The sequence below is a fragment of the Streptomyces lydicus genome, assembly GCF_004125265.1.
Classification (GTDB): domain Bacteria; phylum Actinomycetota; class Actinomycetes; order Streptomycetales; family Streptomycetaceae; genus Streptomyces; species Streptomyces lydicus_C.
This window is the reverse complement of sequence record NZ_RDTE01000003.1, coordinates 7428378-7452815: the sequence shown is the minus strand read 5'-3', so window position 1 is coordinate 7452815 and position 24438 is coordinate 7428378. Positions and strand designations below refer to the sequence as shown.

The window sequence follows — 24438 nt, the reverse complement described above, 5'->3', positions numbered from 1 at the left end:
TGACGGCGGCCGGGGCGTGCGGTGGGTTCGTGCGGGCGGGCCCGGGGGCCGTCCGCCCCTTAGAGCAGCGTGCTCCAGTACGACCACCACTTGGTGAGGATCAGCATCGCGATCACGCCGTACCAGACCACGGGCACCACCCAGTGGAACTCCACCACCGCGGCGCGCAGCCCCGCGGGAGCCGGGATGATGCCGTGCTTGAGGTTGTGGGCAGTGGTGTACCAGAACATCAGGATGGTGACGCACCAGGTCAGCGTGCACCACAGGCACAGCGAGTTGATGCTGTACAGCGACTGGGACATCAGCCACATGCAGAAGACCGCGCCGAGGCCCGTGCCGATGTTCAGGCCGATCCAGTACCAGCGGCGGAAGCGGGCGCCGGCCAGCAGGGCCATGCCGATCGCGATGACCACGCCGAAGCCGACCAGCCCGGCCATCGGGTTCGGGAAACCGAAGACCTCGGCCTGCTTGCTCTGCATGATGTTGGTGCAGGAGATGATCGGATTGAGACTGCAGCCCGGCTTGAAGCTCGGGTCCTTCAGCAGCTCGAACTTGTCCAGGGTGATGATCCAGGCCGCGAGGATGCCCAGCGCGCTGGTGATCACCAGGAGCAGCGCGAGGCCACGGCCGGAACCGATGCTGCCCGCGCCGCCCGCGTGATCGTCGTCGGTGGACACGTCGTCAAGCGCTGTCGTCGTCATATCGCCGTTCCGTCGATCCCTGGGGAGATGGGGCTGGGCAAACGGGTCCGCAAGCGCGGCACCGCCGTTCATTCTGCCCCAACTCCACCATGACCCACTGTGCGATGAACATAAAGACGAAGCAGCCGCACACAGCCTTCTCTCAGGCTCCGCCCCGCTCCGGCCTGCCCGGCCGCCGGTCCGGGGGCGCGCCCCCGCCGGTGCGGCGGTCCCGGAATCCCTCCGCCGGGATGAACGCCCGGCCGGCATTGACACGGGACGCCCGGCATTGACGCAGGACGCCCGGCAGGGACACGGGACGCCGGCAGCACGAAGGGCCCGGGCGGCAGATCGCCGTCGGGCCCCTCGCCTCACCCGCCGCGCGGCGTCAGCCCAGCCTGCGCCGGACCTCTTCGGCCACGCCGTCCAGCGGCACCGCGGCCTGCTCGCCGCTCTCCAGGTCCTTGAGCTGGACGACGCCCTCGGCCAGGTCCCGCTCGCCCGCCACCAGCGCCAGCCGCGCGCCGGAGCGGTTGGCGGACTTCATGGCGTTCTTCAGGCCCTTGCCGCCGAACGCGAAGTCGGTGGCGACCCCGGACCGGCGCAGCTCGGTGACCACGCCGAACAGCACCCGGCGGGCCTCCTCGCCGAGCGGGACGGCGTACACGGCGGTGGCGGCGGGGATGTCGAGCGTGATCCCCTCCGCCTCCAGCGCCAGGACCGTACGGTCGACGCCCAGCGCCCAGCCGACGGACGGCAGCGCGGGGCCGCCGATCATCTCGGAGAGGCCGTCGTAGCGGCCGCCGCCGCCCACCGCGGACTGCGAGCCCAGGCCGTCGTGGACGAACTCGAAGGTGGTGCGGGTGTAGTAGTCCAGACCGCGGACCAGCTTCTCGGCGTCCTCGAAGGCCACGCCCGCCGCGGTCAGCAGCTCGCGCACCTGCTCGTGGTACGCCTTGCAGGCCTCGCAGAGGTAGTCGCGGAGCCTGGGCGCCCCGTCGAGCTGCTTCTGCACCGCCTCGCGCTTGTCGTCCAGGACCCGCAGCGGGTTGATGTCGACCCGGCGCCGGGTGTCCTCGTCCAGGTCCAGCCCGCGCAGGAAGTCCTGCAGCGCGGCGCGGTAGACGGGGCGGCACTCCTTGTCGCCCAGGGAGTTGAGCAGGATGCGGAAGTTCTGCAGTCCCAGCGCGCGGTAGGCCTGGTCCGCCAGGATGATCAACTCGGCGTCCAGGGCCGGGTCTTCGGCTCCGATGGCCTCGGCGCCGACCTGGGAGAAGTGGCGGTAGCGCCCCTTCTGCGGACGCTCGTAGCGGTAGTACGAGCCGGAGTACCAGAGCTTGACGGGGAGGTTGCCTGCCTTGTGGAGGTTGGCCTCCAGCGCGGCGCGCAGCACGGACGCGGTGCCCTCGGGGCGCAGCGCCAGCCGGTCGCCGCCCTTGGTCTCGAAGGCGTACATCTCCTTGGTCACGATGTCGGTGGACTCGCCGACCCCGCGCGCGAACAGCTCGACGTTCTCGAAGCCGGGCGTCTCGATGTAGCCGTACCCGGAGTTCTTCAGCGGCGCGGAGATCGCCTCGCGCACCGCGAGATAGGTGGCGGACTGCGGCGGGATCAGGTCGTAGGTGCCCTTGGGGGCCTTGAAGGTGCTCACGGAAGCTCTCGTCACATTCCTCGTCGTGGAGCGGCGGTGGAGCCGTCTCCGCGGCCGGCGGCCACTTCTCGCAGGAAGGGGTTGGTGGCGCGCTCATGGCCGATGGTGGTCTGGGGGCCGTGGCCGGACAGGACGACGGTCGAGTCCTCCAGCGGCAGGCACACACGCGCCAGCGACTGCAGGATCTCGGCGTGGTCGCCGCCCGGCAGGTCGGTGCGTCCGATGGAGCCGGCGAACAGCAGGTCACCCGAGAAGAAGACCGGCGGGCACCCCTGATTTGCTGGAGTGGCCGCCTGCTCGGGCATCCGGAAGGTCACCGACCCCTTGGTATGGCCCGGGGCGTGCGCGACGGAGAATTCCATCCCGGCGAGTTGCAGGGTGGCACCGTCGCCCAGCTCCTTGACGTCGTCCGGCTCGCCCACCGTGAGCTCGCCCATGAGCTGCTGACCGATGGAGCGGCCGAGGGCCTTCTCCGGGTCGCTCATCATGTAGCGGTCCTCGGGGTGGATCCAGGCCGGCACGTCGTGCGCGCCGCACACCGGGACGACCGAGGCGACGTGGTCGATATGACCATGCGTGAGAACGACCGCGACGGGCTTGAGCCGATGCTTTGCGACCGCGTCCTCGACTCCTGGGGCCGCCTGGTGGCCCGGGTCGATGATGACGCACTCCTCGCCTGCGGCGGGGGCGACCAAGTAGCAGTTGGTGCCCCAGGCCCCGGCGGGGAACCCGGCAATCAGCACGTTCGTCCTTACGGTCGGTGTGGAGGCCGGCCCGCAAGGCCGCTCCTCCCGGACATCTCGGCAGCTCCAGAGCCTACCGGCGGGACTCCCGGCAGGGCGAACCCGTATACCGTACGGCCACGGCGCACGAGCGCGATCGATGATCGGACAAGGAGACGACCGGTGGTCAGCAAAGATCAGCGGCGGCGGCAGCTCGCCCGCGAGAAGTACGAGCGTCAGCAGCAACGGCGGTCCGCGGCCCAGCGGAAGGCCAAACGCCGCAATGTGATCATCGCGTCCGTCGCGGCCGTCGCGCTGGCCGCCGGCGCCGCGGTCTACGCCTCCGCCGGCCTCGCGGGCGGCAGCGACCAGGAGGACCGGGCCGCGGCACCGACGCCCTCCAAGGCGCCGGACCCCTGCGAACGGCCCGCGAAGGGCAGCCCGTCGACGAAGACCTGGCCGAAAGAACCGGCGATGTCGCTCGACACCTCGGCCTCCTACTCCGCGAAGCTGGCGACGACCTGCGGCACGATCGACATCAAGCTGGACGCCGGCAAGGCGCCGCACACGGTCAACTCGTTCGCCTTCCTGGCCGGCCAGGGCTACTTCGACCACAGCAAGTGCCACCGCCTCGTCGCCGACCAGGGCCTCTACGTCCTGCAGTGCGGCGACCCGAAGGGCACCGGCCGGGGCACCCCCGGCTACACCGTCCCGGACGAGAATCTGAAGGACCCGCGGCTCAAGGGCGGCGTCTATCCGGCGGGCACGGTCGCGATGGCGAACCGCTACGACGGGGCGGACGAGAAGACCCGCAACTCCGGCGGCAGCCAGTTCTTCCTCGTCTACCAGGACAGCAAGCTGCCGCCGAACTACACACCGTTCGGCACCATCACGGGCGGTATGGACGCCCTGCGAAAGATCGCCAAGGCAGGTTCCACGACCGACCCGCAGACCCGCAACAGTGCACCCAACGCCACCGTCGTGATCGACAAGGCGTCCGTGAAGAAGTCCTGACCGGCCGGACGACCTGGGGCGGCGACACGGCGCCGCCCCGTGCGAACCGCGGAATTTCGTCGTGCTGGATGCGGACAGCGGACCGCAGGTCGCCTAGATTGGCGTTGGGTAGGGTGCCTGCTCCGACGGCTGCCACCCTCACCCGCAATTCAGCCCGTCGGACCGGCCAGGGCGCGGCTCTGCCGGACAGAAACTGTGGACGATGCCGGGGGGCCGCACGCCCCCGTCGGCATCATGTGGAGGAGGCGCTGTGAGCAGCGACCCATGGGGCCGCGTCGATGAGACGGGGACCGTGTACGTGCGTACCGCCGAGGGCGAACAGGTCGTCGGATCGTGGCAGGCAGGAACTCCCGAGGAGGCCCTCGCCTACTTCGAGCGCAAGTATGAGGGCCTGGTCGTCGAGATCGGCCTCCTCGAGCGCCGGGTCAAGACCACCGACCTGTCGGCGAAGGACGCGACGACCGCGATCGATCATCTGCGCACCCAGCTCGACGAACACCACGCGGTGGGCGATCTGGACGCGCTGCGCAAGCGGCTGGACAAGCTCGTCGAGACCGTCGAGTCCCGCCGCGAGGAACGCAAGGCGCAGAAGGCCAAGCAGAGCGACGAGGCCCGGCAGGCCAAGGAGAAGCTGGTCGCCGAGGCCGAGGAGCTGGCGGCCAGTGAGCAGTGGCGGGCGGCCGGCGAGCGACTGCGCGCCCTGGTCGACACCTGGAAGGGCCTGCCGCGGCTCGACCGCAAGGCGGACGACGAACTGTGGCACCGCTTCTCGCATGCCCGCTCGGCGTTCTCCAAGCGCCGCAAGGCGCACTTCGCGTCGCTGGACGCGCAGCGCGAGGAGTCCCGTAAGGCGAAGGAGAAGCTGGTCGCCGAGGCCGAGTCGCTGTCGAACTCGACGGACTGGGGGGCCACCGCGGCCCGCTACCGCGAGCTGATGGCCGGCTGGAAGGCCGCGGGCCGCGCCCAGCGCGAGCACGAGGACGACCTGTGGAACCGCTTCCGCGGCGCCCAGGACATCTTCTTCCAGGCGCGCGGTGAGACCTTCGCCGAGCGCGACGCCGAGCAGCGGGAGAACCTGACCCGCAAGGAGGAGCTGGTCGCCGAGGCCGAGAAGCTGCTCCCCGTCTCGGACCTGAAGGCCGCGCGGTCGGCGTTCCGCTCGGTCAACGAGCGGTGGGAGGCCATCGGCCACGTCCCGCGGGACGCCCGCCCCAAGATCGAGGGCCGGATGCATGCCGTCGAGCGCGCTCTCCAGGAGGCCGAGGAGAGCGAGTGGCGGCGCACCAACCCCGAGGCGCGGGCCCGCGCCGCGGGGCTGACCGGCCAGCTCCAGGACGCGGTCGACAAGCTGGAGAAGCAGATCGACACGGCCAGGGCGGCGGGCAACAACGCCAAGGCCGACAAGCTCGGCCGGGAGCTGGAGGGCCGCAAGGCGCTGCTGGACCAGGCGCTCAAGGGCCTGGAGGAGTTCGGCGGCTGAGGCCCTCTGTGCGGCTAAGCCGCCGCCGCTCTCGCGGAGGTGGTACTCACCGTCGCGGTTCCTCAATTGATGGCTGAGGCGCCCGGTGCGAAGGGCCCCGGTACGGATTCCGTACCGGGGCCCTTCGTGTATGCGCCGCTACGGCCGCCGGGCCGACGTCACCCGGTACACGTCGTACACGCCCTCCACGCTCCGTACGGCCTTCAGGACGTGCCCCAGGTGCTTGGGGTCGCCCATCTCGAAGGTGAAGCGGGAGGTGGCCACGCGGTCTCGGGAGGTCTGGACGGCGGCCGAGAGGATGTTGACGTGCTGGTCGGACAGGATGCGGGTGACGTCCGACAGCAGGCGGGAGCGGTCCAGCGCCTCGACCTGGATGGCGACCAGGAAGACCGAGGACTGGGTGGGCGCCCACTCGACGTCCAGGATCCGCTCCGGCTGGCGGGACAGCGAGTCGACGTTGACGCAGTCGGCGCGGTGCACCGAGACGCCGTTGCCGCGGGTGACGAAGCCGATGATGGGGTCGCCCGGCACCGGCGTACAGCAGCGGGCCAGCTTGACCCACACATCGTCGACGCCCTTGACGACCACACCGGGGTCGGCGCTGGACCGGCGCTTGGAGCGCGGCCGGATCGGGGTCGACTCGGCGATGTCCTCGGTGGCCTCGTCCTGGCCGCCGAGCGCCTGCACCAGCTTCTGGACGACGCCCTGGGCGGCGACATGGCCCTCGCCGATGGCGGCGTAGAGCGAGGAGATGTCCGGGTAGCGCATCTCGTGCGCCAGGGTCACCAGGGAGTCGCCGGTCAGGATCCGCTGGATCGGCAGGTTCTGCTTGCGCATGGCGCGCGCGATGGCGTCCTTGCCCTGCTCGATGGCCTCGTCGCGGCGCTCCTTGGAGAACCAGCCGCGGATCTTGTTGCGGGCGCGCGGCGACTTGACGAAGCCGAGCCAATCGCGGGAGGGCCCGGCGCCCGTCGCCTTGGAGGTGAAGACCTCCACCAAGTCGCCGTTGTCCAGGGTGGATTCGAGCGGGACGAGGCGTCCGTTGACCCGTGCCCCTATCGTGCGGTGGCCGACCTCGGTGTGCACCGCGTACGCGAAGTCGACGGGGGTGGCACCGGCCGGCAGCGCTATCACGTCGCCCTTGGGCGTGAAGACGAAGACCTCGTTGCGGGACAGGTCGAAGCGCAGCGACTCCAGGAACTCGCCCGGATCCTCGGTCTCCTTCTGCCAGTCGAGCAACTGCCGCAGCCAGGCCATGTCGTTGACGGTGTCCTGGCCCTTGCCGGCGTTCTTCGGCACATCCGTACGGATCTTGGAGGCGCCGGCGACCGCCTCCTGCTTGTACTTCCAGTGCGCGGCGATGCCGTACTCGGCGCGGCGGTGCATGTCGAACGTCCGGATCTGGAGCTCGACGGGCTTGCCACTGGGGCCGATCACGGTGGTGTGCAGCGACTGGTACATGTTGAACTTCGGCATCGCGATGTAGTCCTTGAACCGGCCGGGGACCGGGTTCCATCGCGCGTGGATGGTGCCGAGGGCGGCGTAGCAGTCGCGGACGGTGTCGACGAGGACGCGGATGCCCACCAGGTCGTAGATCTCGGCGAAGTCGCGGCCGCGCACGATCATCTTCTGGTAGACGCTGTAGTAGTGCTTCGGGCGGCCGGTGACGGTGGCCTTGATGCGGGCGGCGCGCAGATCGGCCTGGACCTCGTCGGTCACTATGGCCAGGTACTCGTCGCGCTTGGGCGCCCGCTCGGCGACCAGCCGGACGATCTCGTCGTACATCTTGGGGTAGAGGATCGCGAAGGCGAGGTCCTCCAGCTCCCACTTGATGGTGTTCATGCCCAGGCGGTGGGCGAGCGGAGCGTAGATCTCCAGCGTCTCGCGGGCCTTCTTCTCCTGCTTCTCCCGCTTGAGGTAGCGCATGGTGCGCATGTTGTGCAGCCGGTCGGCGAGCTTGATGACCAGGACGCGCGGGTCCTTGGCCATCGCGACGACCATCTTGCGCACCGTCTCGGCCTGCGCGGCCTCGCCGAACTTGACCCGGTCGAGCTTGGTGACGCCGTCGACCAGCAGCGCGACCTGGTCGCCGAAGTCGCCCCGCAGGGTGTCCAGGCCGTATTCGGTGTCCTCGACGGTGTCGTGCAGCAGGCCGGCCATCAGCGTCGCCGGGTCCATGCCCAGCTCGGCGAGGATGGTCGTCACCGCGAGCGGGTGGGTGATGTACGGGTCGCCGCTCTTGCGCTTCTGGCCGCGGTGCCAGCGCTCGGCGACCTGGTAGGCCCGCTCGATCTGGCGCAGCGTCCCGGTCTCGATCTTGGGGTCGTTGCCGCGGACGGCCCGCAGCAGCGGCTCCAGGACCGGGTTGTACGGGCTGGAGCGCTGGACGCCGAGCCGGGCGAGACGGGCCCGTACCCGGTTGGGCGAGCCGGAGCGGCCGGCGGGGGCGGGGGCCGGCGGCTTGGGCGGGGCGGGGCGGTCGGCCTTGGCGGGCGGCTTGGCCGCGCGGGACGGCGCCGCCGGCTGGGGCGAGGAGGCCGCCGGGCCCGGCTTGGACGCCGGGCGGGGCCGCTCGGCGGGGGCCTGGGACGCGGTGGATCCGCCACCCGTCGGCCGGGGCGCGGTGGTGCCGTCGGACGCGCCCTGTCGCTCGGGCTGGGGCGCGTTCGAGGGCGCCTCGCTCGCCGGCTTCGGCTCGTCCGGTCGCGCGGCGTCGGATCCCGCCGGACGCAGTCCGGGGGAGAGCGGCTGGGCCTCGTCTGGCAAGAGCACTCCTCAGGCGGCTGGGACCCCAGGACCTCGAACGGGCCGGGATGCCATGGTATCGACCTCGGGGCCGCTGCTCCCCCGCGGCCGCCGTTCCGTACATGACACAGCAGCAGGGGCACCCGGATTCTTCCGGATGCCCCTGTTTGCGCGATGGTGCGGTGCGAGCGCGGCTCAGACCGTGATCAGGGCCTCCAGCGCAGCGCCCTTCAGGCCCGGCTCCAGCCGCTCCCGCCCGGCCAGGAAGCCCAGCTCCAGCAGGACCGCCACGCCCGCGACCTCGGCGCCCGCGCGGCGGATGAGCTGCAGCGAGGCATCGGCGGTGCCGCCGGTGGCCAGGACATCGTCGATCACCAGCACCCGGTCGCCCGGGGCCAGCGCATCGGCGTGCATCTCGATCTCGGCCGTGCCGTACTCCAGCTCGTAGGCCTGCCCCAGCGTCGTGCCGGGCAGCTTGCCCGCCTTGCGTACGGGGACGAATCCGACACCGGCCCGGACCGCGACCGGAGCGGCGAGTATGAACCCGCGCGCCTCCAGGCCCACGATCTTGTCCACCCGGTGGCGTCCGCACAGCTCGGCGAACGCCTCGGTGAGCGCGCCGAAGGCGGCCGGGTCGGCCAGCAGCGGGGTGATGTCCTTGAACATCACGCCCGGCTGGGGGTAGTCCGGAACGTCCGCGATCCGGCTGAGCAGCAGCTCACGCAGCTCTGCGGGGGCGCTCACCGGCGCTTGCCCGACGGGCGGCCGCGTCCGCGGTTGCGGGAGGCGGGCTGCCGGCGGGGGCCGACGACCGCGGCGCCGTCGCCGTCCTCGGCGTCCGCCGCGTCGGCGGTCTCCTCCTGGGCGTCCTCCTGGCCCGCGGCCTTGGCCTCGGCCGCGGCACGCTTCGCCTTGACCCGCTTGGCCAGTGCCTTCATCTGCGGCTCACGGCTCTTCAGGTCGGCGACCAGCGGGGTCGCGATGAAGATCGAGGAGTACGCACCGGCGGCGAGACCGACGAACAGGGCCAGCGAGATGTCGTTGAGCATGCCCGCGCCCAGGAAGCCGCCGCCGACGAACAGCAGACCGGCGACCGGGAGCAGCGCCACGACGGTGGTGTTGATGGAGCGCACCAGGGTGCCGTTGATGCTGCGGTTGGCGATCTCGCTGTAGGTGAAGCGGGTCTGCTTGGTGATGTCCTTCGAGGCCTCCTTGAGGCTGTCGAAGACGACGACGGTGTCGTAGAGGGAGTAACCGAGGATCGTCAGCAGACCGATGACGGTGCCCGGGGTGACCTCGAAGCCGACCAGGGCGTAGATGCCGACCGTGATCGTCAGGTCGTGGATCAGCGCGACCAGGGCGGCCACCGCCATCCGCCACTCGAAGGCGATGGCCAGATAGAGCACCACGAGGACCATGAAGATCCCCAGGCCCAGCCATGCCTTGTTGGCGATCTGCTCACCCCAGCTCGGGCCGACCAGCTGGGTGTTGACGTCCTTGACCGGGACGTTCAGGTCCTTGGCCAGCTCTTCCTGGACCGGCACCGACTGCTTGGTGTCCAGACCGCTGATCTGGATGCGCAGCGCGCCGCCACCGAGCTTCTGCACCAGGGCCTGATGGCCGCCGGCCGCCGACTCGGCCTTGTGCTGGGCCTCCGAGGCGGAGACGGAGGTCTTCGGGGTGGTGAAGACCGCACCGCCGGAGAACTCGATGCCCATGTTCAGGCCGCGCACCCCGAGGCCGACGATGGCCACGATGGTGATCAGGATCGAGAGGCCGTACCAGATCTTCCGCTTGCCGATGAAGTCGTAGCCGACCTCGCCGCGGTAAAGCCGGGCGCCGATGTTGCCGAGCTTGGACATCTCACGCCTCCTTCGTGGTGGGGGCGGCGCCGCGACGACGGCGCAGCGGCGGCTTGGCGCCCAGGCGCTTGGGGTCGAGGCCGGACCAGGAGTGGCCGTCGGCGAAGAACTTCCGCCGGGCCAGCAGCGTCATCAGGGGCTTGGTGAAGAGGAAGACCACGACGACGTCGAGGACGGTGGTCAGGCCGAGCGTGAAGGCAAAGCCCTGGACCTTGCCGACGGTGACGATGAACAGCACCGCGGCGGCCAGGAACGACACGAAGTCGGAGACCAGGATCGTGCGGCGGGCCCGGGGCCAGCCGCGCTCGACGGCCGGACGCAGGGTGCGTCCCTCACGGATCTCGTCCCTGATGCGTTCGAAGTACACGATGAACGAGTCGGCGGTGATACCGATGGCGACGATGGCGCCACAGACCGCCGGGAGGTTCAGCGCGAATCCGATGGCCGGGCCGAGCAAGGTCATGATCGCGTACGTCAGGACCGCCGAGACGCCCAGGCTCGCCAGCGCGACCAGCGCCAGCCCCCGGTAGTAGGCGACGAGGTAGATGACGACCAGTGCGAGGCCGATGGCGCCGGCGATCAGACCGGCGTGCAGCTGCTCGCCGCCGAGCGCCGCGGTGACCGTGGTCTCGTCATCGATCTTGAAGGAGAGCGGCAGCGCACCGTAGGAGAGCATGTTGCCCAGGTCCTCGGCGGACTGCTGGGTGAAGCCGCCGGAGATGGTGGCTCCACCGCCCATGATGGCCTTGTCGACCGAGGGAGAGGACACGACCGCACCGTCGAGGACGATCCCGAACTGGTTCTGCGGCGGCGCCTTGGTGGCGAGCTTGCCGGTGACGTCCCCGAACTTCTTGCCGCCCTCGGAGGTGAAGTCCATCTGGACGATCCAGCCCTGGCCCTGCTGGCTGTCGAAGACGGCCTTGGCACTGCTGACGTCCGTGCCCTCGACGGCGACGGGGCCGAGCACGTACTTCTGGGCGCCGTCCCGCTTGCACGCCACGATCGGGTCGGACGGCTTGGTGGCCGCGGCCTTCTCGCCCGCGGCGGCGCGGCCCTCCTTGGTGGTGCAGTCCAGCGCGTCGAGCTGCTTCTGGAGGGCCGGCGGGATGGCCGCTCCGCCCGGAGGCGTCGGCTGCGCCGGGGGCGCGGAGGGCTTGCCGGAGGGGGTGGGCTTGGCGGACGGCGCCTTCTTCAGCGACGAGGTCACCGCGCGGCCCTGCGTCGTCGGCTTCGCGTCCGGCGACTGCGGGGAGGAGGCCTTCTGGCCGCTGCCCGACTGCTTCCCGGCCGGGTCACCGGCGGCCTTGTCGCCCTTGCCCTTGCCGTTCGCACCGCTCTGGGAGGGGCCCGGCTTGGGCTGCTCGGGGGTCTTGGCGCCCGCGGTGGTGGTCAGCACCGGCCGGAAGCCGAGCTGGGCGGTGGTGCCGACCTGCTGGCGCGCCTGCTTCGCGTCCGTCCCCTTGGGGATGTTCACGATGATGTGGTTGCTGCCCTGCGTCTGGACCTCGGACTCGGTCACGCCGAGACCGTTGACCCGTCGCTCCATGATGCCGGCGGCGGTGTTCATATTGGTCTCGTTGATCGCGTTGGGCTTGCCCGGCTGGTTCTGGGCCGCCAGCGTGAAGCTGGTACCGCCCGCCAGGTCGATGCCCAGCCGCGGCGTCAGCGTGCCGGAGTAGAACATGCCTCCGATCAGCCCTGCCATGGCGATCAGGACCAGGATCAGGGTGCGGCCCGGATGCCCCTGGCTCGCGGGCGTCCTGCGGCCCTTGTTCGGTGCTGCCACCTTCTCGTATCTCCCTGTCCAACCCCTCGGCCCGGGTTGCCGGCCGAGGAGCCACGAAGTCTTGTGGGGACGTGCCCCCGCCGGAGCCTAGACCGTCCCGGAACCGCGGCGCACGACACACGACGCGTGCTCCGCGGTTCCGTGGGGCGGACTACTTCGCTTCGTCGTCGCCGGACTTCTTGTCGTCCTTGGCGGTGTCCGCGTCGGCCTTGACGGTGTCCTTGGCGTCGTCGGCGGCCTTGGTCTCCCCCGCCTCGGCGGCAGGCTTGTCCGCGGCGGCCTCCTCGGCCGGGGTCTCGGCCTTGCCCAGGTCGATCTTGTCGCCCTTGTCACCCTTTTCGGTGGCCTCGGCGGCGGCGGTGCCGGTCAGCGAGGAGGCGTCGTCCGGGACGACCGGCTCGTCACCGTGGATCGGGTCGGCACCATCCAGGATGCGGTTGTACTCCTCGTCCGCGAGCACCGCGCCGATGGCGTTCTTGGCGTAGATCGCGTGCACACCGGGGGCGACCTCCAGGAGGACGGTGTCCTCGTGGATTTCCTTGACGGTGGCGTACATGCCGCCGATCGTCCGGACGCCGGTGCCGGCCTGCATTTCGTTGCGCATCTGCGCGGCCGCCTGCTGCTTCTTCTTGGCGGACCGGGTCATCAGGAACATGGCCCCGATGAGGACAATGAAGGGGAGGAGAGTCACGGGATTCACGGGACGGAAATTCCTTCGCACGACCGCTGCTGCGCGATCTCATATACGGGGGTGGGAATGCCGCCCATACGAACGGCATCGGCGGAGTCTAGGCGAGTCCCCACCAGTGGAACAACGCCCAGCATCCCACCGCAGTTCCTGGCCGGGCGAGTCCCCGCGCCGTCACGCCCCGAACAAGCCCTGCTGTCCGCTCCCGCCGGGTTGCTGCTGCGGCGGAACGAGGCCCAGGTGGGTCCAGGCGGCCGGCGTCGCGATCCGGCCCCGAGGGGTCCTGGCCAGCAGTCCTTCCCGTACGAGGAACGGCTCGGCGACCTCCTCGACGGTCTCCCGCTCCTCCCCCACCGCGACCGCGAGGGTGGACAGGCCCACCGGGCCGCCGCCGAACAGCTTGAGCAGGGCCGTGAGCACCGCGCGGTCGAGGCGGTCCAGGCCGCGGGCGTCGACCTCGTAGACCCCGAGGGCCTGGGAGGCGATCTCGCGGGTGATCAGGCCGTCGGCCTTCACCTGGGCATAGTCGCGGACGCGGCGCAGCAGGCGGTTGGCGATACGGGGCGTGCCGCGGGAGCGGCCGGCGATCTCGGCGGCGCCCTCGGGTTCTATGTCGAGGTCCAGCAGCCCGGCCGAGCGGTGGATGACCCGCTCCAGCTCGGCGGGGGCGTAGAACTCCATATGGGCGGTGAAGCCGAAGCGGTCGCGGAGCGGAGGTGGCAGCAGACCGGCCCTGGTCGTGGCCCCGACCAGGGTGAACGGGGGGAGTTCAAGCGGGATGGCGGTGGCTCCCGGCCCCTTGCCGACGATCACGTCGACGCGGAAGTCCTCCATCGCCATGTAGAGCATTTCCTCGGCGGGCCGGGACATCCGGTGGATCTCGTCGAGAAAGAGCACCTCGCCCTCCTGGAGGGAGGAGAGGATCGCGGCGAGGTCGCCGGCGTGCTGGATGGCGGGGCCGGAGGTGATCCGGATCGGGGCGCCCATCTCGGCGGCGATGATCATCGAGAGGGTCGTCTTGCCGAGGCCCGGCGCCCCGGACAGCAGGACGTGATCGGCGGTGGCACCACGGGCCCGGGCGGCGCGCAGCACCAGGTCGAGCTGTTCGCGCACCCGCTCCTGGCCGACGAACTCGCCGAGGTCCTTGGGCCGCAGCGCGGCCTCGACGGCGGTGTCCTCGCCGTCCGCGTCGGCTCCGACCAGCCGGTCGGACGCCTCCGGGCCGGCGTCCTCGGCGGTGTGCGGTGCGGTGTCGTCCCAGTTCACTGCGGATTGCCTCGTGGGGTGGTCGGGGCGGCCGGGCCGCCTGTGTGGTCGTACGGTCGGGGGCGCGCGGCCCGGCCGGCGGCGGTCATCGCGCCCGGTTCAGAGTCTGCAGGGCCGCCTTGAGCAGCTGCGGCACCTGGGGGCTGCCGCCCTCGGCGACGGCCGCCTCGGCCTGCGGGGCGACCGCGGCGACCGCCTCGTCCGCCTCGCGGGTGGCGTAGCCGAGGCCGATCAGGGCGGCGTGCAACTGGTCGCGCCAGCCGGCCGTGACCGCGCTGCCGACGCCCGCGCGGCCGCTGCCCACCGGCTCGCCGAGCCGGTCCTTGAGCTCCAGGAGCAGCTTCTGGGCGCCTTTCTTGCCGATGCCGGGGACGGCGGTGAGGGTCTTCTCGTCGCCGGTGGAGACGGCGAGGCGCAGGGTGTCAGGGGAGTGCACGGCCAGCATCGCCTGGGCGAGCCGGGGGCCGACACCGCTGGCGGTCTGCAGCAGCTCGAAGGTCTGCCGCTCGTCGTCGTCGGCGAAGCCGTAGAGGGTGAGCGAATCCTCACGGACGACGAGGGAGGTGGCGAGCTTGGCCGGCTGCCCGACACGCAGGGCGGACAGGGTGTCCGGCGTGCACTGGACGGCCATGCCGATGCCGCCGACCTCGACGACGGCGGAGTCCGGTGCGAGTGCCGCGACCGGGCCGGAGACGAAGGCGATCATCGGGTGCCCTTCTGGGGAGCCGTCCGGCGGGTGCCGGCGGACGGGACGGTGGCGGAGGCGGCGCGGCGGGCCGCGGCATGCGCCTGCTGGAGGCGGTTGACCGCGGGGGCGCGCCAGATGTGGCAGATGGCGAGGGCCAGGGCGTCGGCGGCGTCGGCGGGCTTGGGTGGCGCGTCCAGCCGCAGCAGACGCGTGACCATCGCTCCGACCTGGGCCTTGTCGGCGCGGCCCGATCCGGTGACGGCGGCCTTGACCTCGCTGGGGGTGTGCAGCGCGACCGGCAGCCCACGCCGCGCCGCGCACAGCATGGCGACCGCGCTGGCCTGGGCGGTGCCCATGACCGTACGGACGTTGTGCTGGCTGAAGACCCGCTCCACGGCGACGTACTCCGGGCGGTACTCGTCCAGCCAGGCGTCTATACCGCGCTCGATCTCGACGAGACGCTGCGCGATCTCGGCATCCGCGGGGGTGCGGACGACGCCGACGCCGACCATGGTCAGCGGGCGCCCCGCGACCCCGTCGACCACGCCGACCCCGCAGCGTGTCAGCCCCGGGTCCACCCCCAGCACCTTCATCGCTCCCCGCCCCTCGCACTCGTCACCCGGCTGTTCCCGACCGGAGGCGGACGCCCCCGAAGAGAGCGAATGCCCCCTGATCAGCACAGTAATGGCTGCCACTGACAAACGGACGGGCCGACGGGGTGTGTCCCCGTCGGCCCGTCAGTCGACCGAGCGTGCCACGCCTGTCAGGCGTCGACCTTGGCCATCACATCGTCCGAGACATCGAAGTTGGCGAAGACGTTCTGCACGTCGTCGCTGTCCTCCAGCGCGTCGATCAGCTTGAAGATCTTGCGCGCGCCCTCTTCCTCCAGCTCGACCTGCATGGTCGGGACGAAGTTGGCGTCGGCCGAGTCGTAGTCGATGCCGGACTCCTGGAGGGCACTGCGGACCGCGACCAGGTCGGTGGCCTCGCTGAGCACCTCGAAGGACTCGCCGAGGTCGTTGACCTCCTCGGCGCCGGCGTCCAGCACCGCGCCCAGGACGTCGTCCTCGGTCAGTTCACCCTTGGGGACGATCACCACGCCCTTGCGGTTGAACAGGTACGACACCGAACCCGGGTCGGCCATCGAACCGCCGTTGCGGGTCATGGCGACACGGACGTCCGAGGCGGCACGGTTGCGGTTGTCGGTCAGGCACTCGATGAGCACCGCGACACCGTTGGGGCCGTAGCCCTCGTACATGATGGTCTCGTAGTCGGCGCCGCCGGCTTCGAGACCCGCACCACGCTTGACCGCGGAGTCGATGTTCTTGTTGGGCACCGAGCTCTTCTTGGCCTTCTGGATGGCGTCGAAGAGGGTCGGGTTGCCGTCCGGGTCGGCACCGCCGGTACGGGCCGCGACCTCGATGTTCTTGATCAGCTTCGCGAAGAGCTTGCCGCGCTTGGCATCGATCACGGCCTTCTTGTGCTTCGTCGTAGCCCATTTAGAGTGGCCGGACATCCGCCTGTCTCCTTCGCGTAACCAACATCTGAATGAACGCCTCAGATCCTACCGGGGACGGATCACACGGTGTCACTCCCGCCCGTCACCCGGCCACCACTCCGGACGGCCCGCTAGCGGGTGCCTCCCCGGGCGCGCCGCACCATGTCCACGAACAGGGCGTGGACCCGGTGGTCGCCGGTGAGCTCCGGGTGGAAGGACGTGGCGAGGACGTTACCCTGCCGCACGGCAACGGTGTGCCCGTCGTACGTCGCCAGCACCTCGGCCGCGGCGCCGACCGACTCGACCCAGGGCGCCCGGATGAAGACGCCCTCGACCGGCCCGCCGGGGATCCCCTCGACGTCGATGGCCGCCTCGAAGGACTCGTTCTGCCGCCCGAAGGCGTTACGGCGCACGATCATGTCGATGCCGCCGAACGTCTCCTGGTCCTCACGGGCGTCCAGCAGCTTGTCCGCGACCATGATCATTCCGGCGCAGGTGCCGTAGACCGGCTTGCCCGCGCGGACGAAGGCGCGCAGCGGCTCCAGCACGCCGAAGACGACGGCCAGTTTGGACATGGTCGTGGACTCGCCGCCCGGGATGACCAGGCCGTCGATCGCGTCGAGTTCCTCGGCGCGGCGCACCGGCCGGCCCTGGGCACCGGTGTCCGCGAGCGCCTTGAGGTGCTCGCGGACATCGCCCTGGAGGGCCAGCACACCGATGGTGGGGGTACTCATCTGCCGTCCTACCAGCCGCGGTTGGCGTAGCGCTCGGCCTCGGGGAGGGTGTCGCAGTTGATGCCGACCATGGCCTCGCCCAGGTTGCGGGAGGCGTCCGCGATGACGGCGGGGTCGTCGTAGAAGGTGGTGGCCTTCACGATCGCGGCGGCGCGCTTGGCGGGGTCGCCGGACTTGAAGATGCCGGAGCCGACGAAGACGCCCTCGGCGCCGAGCTGGCGCATCAGCGCGGCGTCGGCCGGGGTGGCGACACCGCCGGCGGAGAACAGCACGACCGGCAGCTTGCCCAGCTCGGCGACCTCCTTGACCAGCTCGTACGGGGCGCGCAGCTCCTTGGCGGCGGCGAACAGCTCGTTGTGGTCACAGCCGCGCAGCTTGGCGATCTCGCCCTTGATCTGGCGCAGGTGGCGGACCGCCTCGACGACGTTGCCGGTACCGGCCTCGCCCTTGGAGCGGATCATGGCGGCGCCCTCGGCGATCCGGCGCAGCGCCTCGCCCAGGTTGGTGGCACCACAGACGAAGGGGGTGGTGAAGGCCCACTTGTCGGAGTGGTTGACCTCGTCGGCCGGGGTCAGGACCTCGGACTCGTCGATGTAGTCGACACCGAGCGACTGCAGGACCTGGGCCTCGACGAAGTGGCCGATCCGGGACTTGGCCATGACCGGGATGGAGACGGCGTTGATGATGCCGTCGATCATGTCGGGGTCCGACATCCGGGCCACGCCGCCGTCCTTGCGGATGTCGGCGGGGACCCTCTCCAGGGCCATGACGGCGACGGCGCCCGCGTCCTCGGCGATCTTCGCCTCTTCCGGCGTGACGACGTCCATGATCACGCCGCCCTTGAGCTGCTCGGCCATCCCGCGCTTGACGCGCGCGGTTCCGGTCTCGGGGTTCTGGGGCGTGGTGGGCGTGCTGGACACGGTTCGACCTCACTCAATCCGGGTGGCTGTACTGCTCCGCCCACACAACCGTTGGTGAGCGGCCCGGGAAAAGGGCCAATTAGAGGTCAGTGGCTCTTCACTACTGGGAGTCGCAGATTCCGGCACTCCCCGCCGGGATCCCGCTCGCCGCTCAGTTCCCGGAAGAGCGGTCGTCCAGCACGACCGGCGGCTCGTCGTCCATCTCGAAGGCCAGCGGGAACGGCGCATGGCCGGCCAGCCGCAGATAGCGCACCACCCGGTGGCGGCGGACGGCGCGCGCGGCCCGTACGGCATCGTTGTGGAACCGGCGGGCCATCGGGACCCGGCGCACGGCGGCGGTGAGTTCGGTGACCGTGCGCTCACCCCCCGGGGCCTCCCGTACGGCCTCCAGCTGGGCCTCCTCGGCGAAAATGGCCCGCAGCGCCTGGCTCAGCTCACTCTCCGCGACCTCACGGTGGTCCTCTGCCGCCTGCCGGGCCTCGTGCGCGGCCTGGTAGAGCACGATCGAGGCAGCGGGATCGAGGATCCCCGAGGTCCCCACCTCCTGCGCGACGGACGCCCGCCGCAACAGCTGGGCGTCGAGCGCCGCCCTGGCCGCGTCGATACGCGCGTGCAGGCGGTCGAGGCGGCCCGCCGTCCAGCTCAGATAGATACCGATGAGGACGATCGCGGCGGCGATCCAGATGAACGTGGTCACGCGTGGTCACGATACGCGTTCGTCTTTGCCCCACGTTTTTGGCTTTCCCGCCGTGGGGGGGTTGCTCGCCGTTTATCGCCCCGCTGCGCGGGTGCGCTCGCCGTTGCGCCTGCGCCTGCGCCTGGCGGCGGGCGGTGCCGCTGCGCGGGGCGATGTCCGCTGCGCGGGGCTGTCGGGTGCCGGTGACGGACCTCCGCGGGTGGGTGTCCGGACTGCTTCGCTTTACGCTCCGCTGCGCTCCGCCTTTGCTCCTTTGTTTGGGCCTTCGGAAGCAAAGCCCGGACACCCACCCGCTCCGGCCCGTCCCCTCCCGGGGGGGTGGGGAAAAGGCCGGTGGGGGGTGAAACCTGAGTGGTCCGGTGCGCCTCGTGAGCGATGCAAAAACCGCCCACGGGCGGCCGGGAACGGCCAGAGGCCCGCACGACTATGACCGTGGCCCGCCCCCACTTACGTTCACTTACTCACCCACGGGAGGGGACGGGCCGGAGGGGCCGGTGTGTGGGACGTAAAGCGAAGCAGTCCCACACACCGGCCCCGGAGGCCCGTCACCGCACCCAACAGCCCCGCGCAGCGGACCCCGCCCGCCGCCAGGCACAACGGCGGGAAAGCCAAAAACAGGGCACAGGCAAAGCGCAACGGACCCGCCCGCCGCAGGCGCAACGGCGAGCGCACCGCGCAGCGGGCGACAAACGGCGAGAACCCACCACGGTGGGAAAGCCAAAAACGTGGGGGCGGTCAATCCTTGGCCAGCCACCGCCGCGACCTCAGGCCCACCCTCTCGTCCGTGGCCACGGACATCGCCCCGGTGGTAACCGTCTCGTAGACGGCGAGAATGTCGGCACCAACGGTGCCCCAGTCGAACCGCCGCACATGACGAGCGCCACGCTCACGCAGCTCCGCAAGGCGCGCCGGGTCACCAAGCAGTCGTACCGCCGCAGCGGCAAGCGCATCGGCGTCCTCGTTGGTGAAGAGTTCGCCCGCCTCGCCCTGGTCCAGGACCTGGGCGAAGGCGTCGAGGTCGCTGGCCAGTACGGGCGCCCCGGCCGACATCGCCTCGACGAGGATGATGCCGAAGGACTCGCCGCCCGTGTTGGGCGCGACATAGAGATCGACGCTGCGCAGCAGCCGGGCCTTGTCCTCGTCGCTGACCATGCCGAGGAATTCGACCCGGGAGCGCATCTCGGCGGGCAGCGCGGCGACCGCTTCCTCCTCGTCGCCGCGTCCGGCGACCAGCAGCCGGGCGTCCGGTACCTCGGCCAGGATCGCGGGCAGGGCCTTCATCAGGACCGGCAGGCCCTTGCGCGGTTCGTCGATCCGGCCGATGAAGCCGATCGTGCGGCCCTGCCATTCGGCCTTGGCCTCGGCCGAGCCGAAGAAGCCGACGTCCACGCCGTTGGGGATGACCACCGCATCGCCGCCGAGGTGTTCCACGAGAGTGCGGCGGGCGTATTCGCTCACCGCGATGCGTGCGCTGATCTTCTCCAGCGCGGGCTGCAGGATCGGATATGCGGCGATCATCGCCCGCGAGCGCGGGTTGGAGGTGTGGAAGGTCGCCACGATCGGGCCCTGTGCCGCCCAGCAGGCGAGCAGGCCGAGCGAGGGCGAGGCCGGTTCGTGGATGTGGATGACGTCGAAGGCGCCGTGCTGCAGCCAGCGGCGCACCCGGGCCGCGGAGAGGAAGCCGAAGTTGAGCCGGGCGACCGAGCCGTTGTACGGGACGGGGACGGCACGGCCGGCGGAGACGACGTACGGCGGCAGGGGGGTCTCGTCGTCGGCGGGGGCGAGCACGGAGACCTCGTGGCCGAGGCGGATCAGGTGGTCGGCCAGGTCGCGGATGTGGAACTGCACGCCGCCGGGAACGTCCCAGGCGTACGGGCAGACGATGCCGATCTTCACGCGGTCTCCGTTCCGGGCGCCGCGGTGCCGCCCGGGGCGCCGGACTGCTCGCGCGGCTCCAGGTCGGCGAGCCAGAGCCGCTGCAGCATGTGCCAGTCCTCGGGGTGGTCGGTGATACCGGAGGCGAAGGCGTCGGCGAGCGCCTGGGTCATCTGGGCGGCCTTCTCGGCGCGGGTGCCGGTCCGGGGGGCCTCGATCTCGGGGTGGACCCGGCCGCGCATGACGGCCGTGTCGTCGTACCAGAGCGTGACGGGCAGCAGCATGGCGCCGGTCTGGAGGGCGAGTACCGCGGGACCGGCGGGCATCTTCGCCGCCTCTCCGAAGAACTTGACCTCTATCCCCGAGGCGGACAGATCACGGTCGGCGACCAGACAGACCAGGCCGCCGGCCCGCAGCCGCCGGGCGAGGGTGCCGAAGGCGGAGCCGCCGGTGTGCGGCAGCACCTCCATACCCAGGCCTTCACGGTACGCGACGAAACGGTCGTAGAGGGATTCCGGCTTGAGGCGCTGGGCGACGGTGGTGAAGGGGACACCGAGCTTGGTGGTGAGCCAGGCACCGGCGAGGTCGTAGTTGCCCATGTGCGGCAGGGCGAGGATGACCCCGCGGTCGCTCGCGAGCCCGTCCACCAGGTGGTGCACGTCCTCGGGCGTGAAGCCGCCCCTTATCCGGTCCTTGCTCCAGGCCGGCAGCCGGAAGGACTCCATCCAGTAGCGCATGTACGAGCGCATCCCGGCCCGGGAGAGCTCGGCGAGCCGCTGCGGGGTGGCGTCCGGGACGACCCGGGCGAGGTTCGCCTCCAGCCGCAGGACGCCCTTGCCGCGGCGCTTCCAGACGGTGTCGGCGATCCGGCGGCCGAGTCCGGTGGCCGCGCCCTCGGGCAGCTTCTTGACGGTGCTCCAGCCCAGTGCGTAGAGCGCGTCCGCCAGTTTTTCGGTGTCCAGCCGCGGCCGGCGAATGCGGTGTGGACTCATACGCCCGTTCCCCCTTGTGCCATGGCGTCGGCCTCGGCCGACTCCCGTCGTACCGTCACCACGCGCTGGCCGAGGGTGACGGCGCTGCCGATGCCGACGATCCACAGGGCGATCGGCAGCAGCACCTCGACACCCGGCACCCCGAAGGCGTGCAGACCCGACAGCCCGCAGGCGACCAGCGTGATGACCAGGCGCTCGGCGCGCTCCACCAGTCCGTTGACGTTCACCGGCAGCCCGATGGCCTCCCCGCGCGCCTTGGTGTACGAGACCACCTGGCCGCTGGCCAGGCAGAAGATCGCCATCGCGCAGAGGATCAGGCTGTCGCCGCGCCCCGCGTACCAGAGGGCGAGCCCGCCGAAGATCGCCGAATCGGCGACCCGGTCGAGGGTGGAGTCGAGGAAGGCCCCCCACCGGCTGGAGCGCCCCAGCTGTCGTGCCATGTTGCCGTCGACCAGGTCGGAGAAGACGAACAGGGTGATGACGACCGTGCCCCAGAAGAACTCTCCCAGGGGGTAGAAGACCAGGGCGCCGGCCACCACGCCCCCGGTGCCGACGAGAGTGACCGCGTCCGGGCTGACGCCGATACGGATGAGCAGGGCGGCGAACGGCGTGAGAACACGCGTGAAGAACGCACGCGCGTACTTGTTCAGCATGGCCTTCCCGGAGGTCGATATGGGCCGCGCGGTCAAGGGGCCACCGGCTGGCCCATCGTAGCCAGGAGGTCTTGGGCCACCACGAACGCATCGCGGCGCGGAGCGCATCCCACGGCTCGGGGACGCCGCCGCGCGCCCGTGGACGCGCCCGCGGGCCCCGCCGGGCGCCGTTACAGGACCCTTGGGAGCACCGGCGCCGCGTGCCCGCTATGGACGTGACATGGCCTCGGTGGAAAGCTCGAATCACCGCAAAGTGTCGACCTGGAGGCGAGACACATGAGCGAGAAATCGAGTACACACCCGGGAGCCGCCGGCAGGGCATCAACGGCCGACCAGCCCACGGCCCTGCGGAATGTGGTGTTGGTCGGCCACTCCGGATCGGGAAAGACCACCCTGGTCGAAGCCCTCGCGCTGGCATCCGGCGCGGTCAACCGGGCGGGCCGGGTCGAGGACGGCGGGTGCCTGTCCGACTACGACGAGATCGAGCACCGCCAGCAACGCTCCGTACAGCTCTCCCTGGTCCCGGTGGACTGGGGCGGAGTCAAGATCAATATCTTGGACACCCCCGGATACGCCGATTTCGTCGGGGAACTCAGGGCCGGTCTGCGCGCGGCGGACGCGGCCCTTTTCGTTGTCTCGGCGGCGGACGGTGTGGCCGGTGCGACCCGGATGGTGTGGGACGAGTGCGCGGCCGTGGGCATGCCGCGGGCGCTGGTCGTCACGCACCTCGAGGCGTCCCGCTCCGACTTCGACGAGATGACCGAGCTCTGCCGGGCCTCGTTCGGCGGCGAGGACCCGGACGCGGTCGTGCCCCTGTACCTCCCGCTGTACGGGACACCGGGCGCCGACGGCCACTCCCCCGTACACGGCCTGATCGGCCTGCTCACCCAGCGGGTCTTCGACTACTCCTCCGGCGAGCGCACCGAGCGCGCGCCCACCGAGGACGAGTTGCCGCGGATCGAGGCGGCCCGCAACCGCCTCATCGAGGCCGTCATCGCCGAGAGCGAGGACGAGTCCTTGATGGACCGCTACCTCGGCGGCGAGGAGATCGACGTCAAGACCCTGATCGGGGACCTGGAGACAGCCGTTGCCCGCGGCACCTTCCATCCCGTGCTGGCCGCGGCCCCGGCCGCCGAGGGCGCCAGGCAGGGGCTGGGCACCGTGGAGCTGCTGGAGCTGATCAGCGGCGGCTTCCCGACCCCCGCGGAGCGCGAGGCACCGGCCGTGACCAGCCCGGACGGCGCCGCGCGCCCGGCACTGAGCTGTGACCCCGACGGCCCGCTCGCGGCGGAGGTGGTCAAGACCTCCTCCGACCCGTACGTCGGCCGGGTCTCCCTCGTCCGTGTCTTCTCCGGCACCCTGCGCCCGGACGAGATGGTGCATGTCTCGGGCCACGGGCTGGAGGACCGGGGGCACGAGGACCATGACGTCGACGAGCGGGTCGGGGCGCTGTCCACCCCGTTCGGCAAGCAGCAGCGCCCGCTGTCCAAGGCCATCGCCGGCGATCTTGCGTGTGTGGCGAAGCTGACCCGCGCCGAGACCGGCGACACCCTGTCCGGCAAGGACGACCCGCTGCTGATGGAGCCCTGGACGATGCCCGACCCGCTGCTGCCGGTCGCCATCCAGGCGCACAGCAAGGCCGACGAGGACAAGCTGTCGCAGGGCCTGGCCCGCCTGGTCGCGGAGGACCCGACGATGCGCCTGGAGCACAATCAGGACACCCATCAGGTGGTCCTGTGGTGCCTGGGCGAGGCCCATGTCGATGTCGCGCTGGAGCGGCTGCGGGCCCGCTACGGCGTCCAGGTGGACACGGTCGCGCACAAGGTGCCGCTGCGGGAGACCTTCGGCGCCCCCGCCGCGGGCCGTGGACGCCATGTGAAGCAGTCCGGCGGACACGGCCAGTTCGCGATCTGCGAGATCGAGATCGAACCGCTGCCGGGCGGCTCCGGCATCGAGTTCGTGGACAAGGTCGTGGGCGGCGCGGTGCCCCGGCAGTTCATCCCCTCCGTGGAGAAGGGGGTACGCGCCCAGGCCGAGCGCGGGGTCGCCGCCGGGCATCCGCTCGTCGACATCCGCGTCACGCTGCTCGACGGCAAGGCGCACTCGGTCGACTCCTCGGACGCCGCGTTCCAGACGGCGGGCGCGCTGGCGCTGCGCGAGGCGGCCGGTGACGTCCGGATCGATCTCCTCGAACCGGTGTCCGAGGTGAGCGTGATGGTTCCGGACGATTTCGTCGGCCAGGTGATGAGCGATCTGTCGGGGCGCCGGGGCCGGGTCGTGGGCACCGAGCAGTCGGGGGCGGGGCGCACGGTGGTGCGTGCCGAGGTGCCCGAGATCGAGATCGACCGGTACGCCGTCGATCTGCGCTCCCTCTCGCACGGCACCGGGCGGTTCTCCCGCGCTCACCTGCGGCATGAGCCGATGCCGCCGCAGCTCGCCGACAAGTGGCGGGAACAAGCCGAGAACGGCGCATAGTTAACGGTGGAT

Annotated in this window: 21 protein-coding genes; 3 read left to right on the top strand and 18 right to left on the bottom strand. The window is 70.9% G+C overall.

Going from position 1 to position 24438, the window contains the following annotated elements; all coding sequences use genetic code 11:
• Positions 1–59: 59 nt before the first annotated feature.
• From D9V36_RS35345 to D9V36_RS35335, 3 genes are all read right to left on the bottom strand, one after another.
• Positions 60–701 carry a vitamin K epoxide reductase family protein gene (locus D9V36_RS35345; protein WP_129297353.1) on the bottom strand — a complete coding sequence of 214 codons (642 nt, stop codon included), beginning with the start codon at positions 699–701 and terminating at the stop codon, positions 60–62.
• A gap of 367 nt (positions 702–1068) precedes the next feature.
• On the bottom strand, positions 1069–2331 hold the full coding sequence (gene hisS / locus D9V36_RS35340) for a histidine--tRNA ligase (RefSeq protein WP_129297352.1): 1263 nt from the start codon (positions 2329–2331) through the stop codon (positions 1069–1071).
• An 11-nt stretch (positions 2332–2342) separates the two neighbouring features.
• Positions 2343–3074, bottom strand: coding sequence for an MBL fold metallo-hydrolase (locus D9V36_RS35335; protein ID WP_129297351.1), 732 nt, complete (start codon positions 3072–3074; stop codon positions 2343–2345).
• Between the two features lie 162 nt (positions 3075–3236).
• Between D9V36_RS35335 and D9V36_RS35330 the strand changes: the two genes are divergently transcribed.
• Both D9V36_RS35330 and D9V36_RS35325 read left to right on the top strand, forming a co-directional pair.
• Positions 3237–4067 carry a peptidylprolyl isomerase gene (locus D9V36_RS35330; RefSeq protein ID WP_129297350.1) on the top strand — a complete coding sequence of 277 codons (831 nt, stop codon included), beginning with the start codon at positions 3237–3239 and terminating at the stop codon, positions 4065–4067.
• Between the two features lie 250 nt (positions 4068–4317).
• Positions 4318–5547, top strand: a complete 1230-nt coding sequence (locus D9V36_RS35325; protein WP_129297349.1) for a DUF349 domain-containing protein — start codon at positions 4318–4320, stop codon at positions 5545–5547.
• Between the two features lie 138 nt (positions 5548–5685).
• Here the strand turns inward: D9V36_RS35325 and D9V36_RS35320 are convergent, their stop codons facing one another.
• The 15 genes from D9V36_RS35320 to pgsA form a co-directional block, all read right to left on the bottom strand.
• On the bottom strand, positions 5686–8280 hold the full coding sequence (locus D9V36_RS35320; protein WP_431357771.1) for a RelA/SpoT family protein: 2595 nt from the start codon (positions 8278–8280) through the stop codon (positions 5686–5688).
• A gap of 207 nt (positions 8281–8487) precedes the next feature.
• Positions 8488–9036: an adenine phosphoribosyltransferase gene (locus tag D9V36_RS35315; protein ID WP_129297347.1), complete on the bottom strand. Its 549-nt coding sequence runs from the start codon at positions 9034–9036 to the stop codon at positions 8488–8490.
• Positions 9033–10154 (bottom strand): protein translocase subunit SecF, encoded by a 1122-nt coding sequence (gene secF / locus D9V36_RS35310; RefSeq protein ID WP_129297346.1) that lies wholly within the window; start codon positions 10152–10154, stop codon positions 9033–9035. Before secF ends, D9V36_RS35315 begins: the two co-directional genes overlap by 4 nt.
• A gap of 1 nt (position 10155) precedes the next feature.
• A complete protein-coding gene (gene secD, locus D9V36_RS35305) occupies positions 10156–11940 on the bottom strand; it encodes a protein translocase subunit SecD (protein WP_129297345.1) in 1785 nt (594 codons plus the stop codon).
• Between the two features lie 151 nt (positions 11941–12091).
• Positions 12092–12640 carry a preprotein translocase subunit YajC gene (gene yajC / locus D9V36_RS35300; RefSeq protein ID WP_129297344.1) on the bottom strand — a complete coding sequence of 183 codons (549 nt, stop codon included), beginning with the start codon at positions 12638–12640 and terminating at the stop codon, positions 12092–12094.
• A 162-nt stretch (positions 12641–12802) separates the two neighbouring features.
• Positions 12803–13894, bottom strand: coding sequence for a Holliday junction branch migration DNA helicase RuvB (gene ruvB, locus D9V36_RS35295; RefSeq protein ID WP_129297343.1), 1092 nt, complete (start codon positions 13892–13894; stop codon positions 12803–12805).
• A gap of 85 nt (positions 13895–13979) precedes the next feature.
• Positions 13980–14600 carry a Holliday junction branch migration protein RuvA gene (gene ruvA / locus D9V36_RS35290; RefSeq protein ID WP_129297342.1) on the bottom strand — a complete coding sequence of 207 codons (621 nt, stop codon included), beginning with the start codon at positions 14598–14600 and terminating at the stop codon, positions 13980–13982.
• The gene (ruvC, locus tag D9V36_RS35285) at positions 14597–15175 is read right to left on the bottom strand and encodes a crossover junction endodeoxyribonuclease RuvC (RefSeq protein ID WP_129297341.1); all 579 of its coding nucleotides are present in this window, start codon (positions 15173–15175) and stop codon (positions 14597–14599) included. The genes ruvA and ruvC overlap by 4 nt, the downstream gene beginning before the upstream one ends.
• A 170-nt stretch (positions 15176–15345) precedes the next feature.
• A complete protein-coding gene (locus tag D9V36_RS35280; RefSeq protein ID WP_030076370.1) occupies positions 15346–16098 on the bottom strand; it encodes a YebC/PmpR family DNA-binding transcriptional regulator in 753 nt (250 codons plus the stop codon).
• 113 nt (positions 16099–16211) lie between these two features.
• On the bottom strand, positions 16212–16814 hold the full coding sequence (gene pdxT, locus D9V36_RS35275; RefSeq protein WP_129297340.1) for a pyridoxal 5'-phosphate synthase glutaminase subunit PdxT: 603 nt from the start codon (positions 16812–16814) through the stop codon (positions 16212–16214).
• A gap of 8 nt (positions 16815–16822) precedes the next feature.
• Positions 16823–17734, bottom strand: coding sequence for a pyridoxal 5'-phosphate synthase lyase subunit PdxS (pdxS, locus tag D9V36_RS35270; protein ID WP_088796762.1), 912 nt, complete (start codon positions 17732–17734; stop codon positions 16823–16825).
• Positions 17735–17885: 151 nt separating this feature from the next.
• Positions 17886–18431, bottom strand: coding sequence for a hypothetical protein (locus tag D9V36_RS35265; RefSeq protein ID WP_129297339.1), 546 nt, complete (start codon positions 18429–18431; stop codon positions 17886–17888).
• A 735-nt stretch (positions 18432–19166) separates the two neighbouring features.
• A complete protein-coding gene (locus tag D9V36_RS35260) occupies positions 19167–20327 on the bottom strand; it encodes a glycosyltransferase family 4 protein (protein WP_129297338.1) in 1161 nt (386 codons plus the stop codon).
• Positions 20324–21298: a phosphatidylinositol mannoside acyltransferase gene (locus tag D9V36_RS35255; protein WP_129297337.1), complete on the bottom strand. Its 975-nt coding sequence runs from the start codon at positions 21296–21298 to the stop codon at positions 20324–20326. The genes D9V36_RS35260 and D9V36_RS35255 overlap by 4 nt, the downstream gene beginning before the upstream one ends.
• Positions 21295–21951 (bottom strand): phosphatidylinositol phosphate synthase, encoded by a 657-nt coding sequence (pgsA, locus tag D9V36_RS35250; RefSeq protein WP_129297336.1) that lies wholly within the window; start codon positions 21949–21951, stop codon positions 21295–21297. Before pgsA ends, D9V36_RS35255 begins: the two co-directional genes overlap by 4 nt.
• Before the next feature lie 276 nt (positions 21952–22227).
• Between pgsA and D9V36_RS35245 the strand changes: the two genes are divergently transcribed.
• Positions 22228–24426: an elongation factor G-like protein EF-G2 gene (locus D9V36_RS35245; protein WP_129297335.1), complete on the top strand. Its 2199-nt coding sequence runs from the start codon at positions 22228–22230 to the stop codon at positions 24424–24426.
• Positions 24427–24438: the final 12 nt, after the last annotated feature.

Excerpts from the sequence above, each read along its gene's own strand:
- D9V36_RS35345 (WP_129297353.1), bottom strand. The coding sequence starts at position 701 with ATGACGACGACAGCGCTTGACGACGTGTCCACCGACGACGATCACGCG.
- secF (WP_129297346.1), bottom strand. The coding sequence starts at position 10,154 with ATGTCCAAGCTCGGCAACATCGGCGCCCGGCTTTACCGCGGCGAGGTC.
- ruvA (WP_129297342.1), bottom strand. The coding sequence starts at position 14,600 with ATGATCGCCTTCGTCTCCGGCCCGGTCGCGGCACTCGCACCGGACTCC.
- ruvC (WP_129297341.1), bottom strand. The coding sequence starts at position 15,175 with ATGAAGGTGCTGGGGGTGGACCCGGGGCTGACACGCTGCGGGGTCGGC.
- D9V36_RS35280 (WP_030076370.1), bottom strand. The coding sequence starts at position 16,098 with ATGTCCGGCCACTCTAAATGGGCTACGACGAAGCACAAGAAGGCCGTG.
- pdxT (WP_129297340.1), bottom strand. The coding sequence starts at position 16,814 with ATGAGTACCCCCACCATCGGTGTGCTGGCCCTCCAGGGCGATGTCCGC.
- D9V36_RS35255 (WP_129297337.1), bottom strand. The coding sequence starts at position 21,298 with ATGAGTCCACACCGCATTCGCCGGCCGCGGCTGGACACCGAAAAACTG.
- pgsA (WP_129297336.1), bottom strand. The coding sequence starts at position 21,951 with ATGCTGAACAAGTACGCGCGTGCGTTCTTCACGCGTGTTCTCACGCCG.
- D9V36_RS35245 (WP_129297335.1), top strand. The coding sequence starts at position 22,228 with ATGAGCGAGAAATCGAGTACACACCCGGGAGCCGCCGGCAGGGCATCA.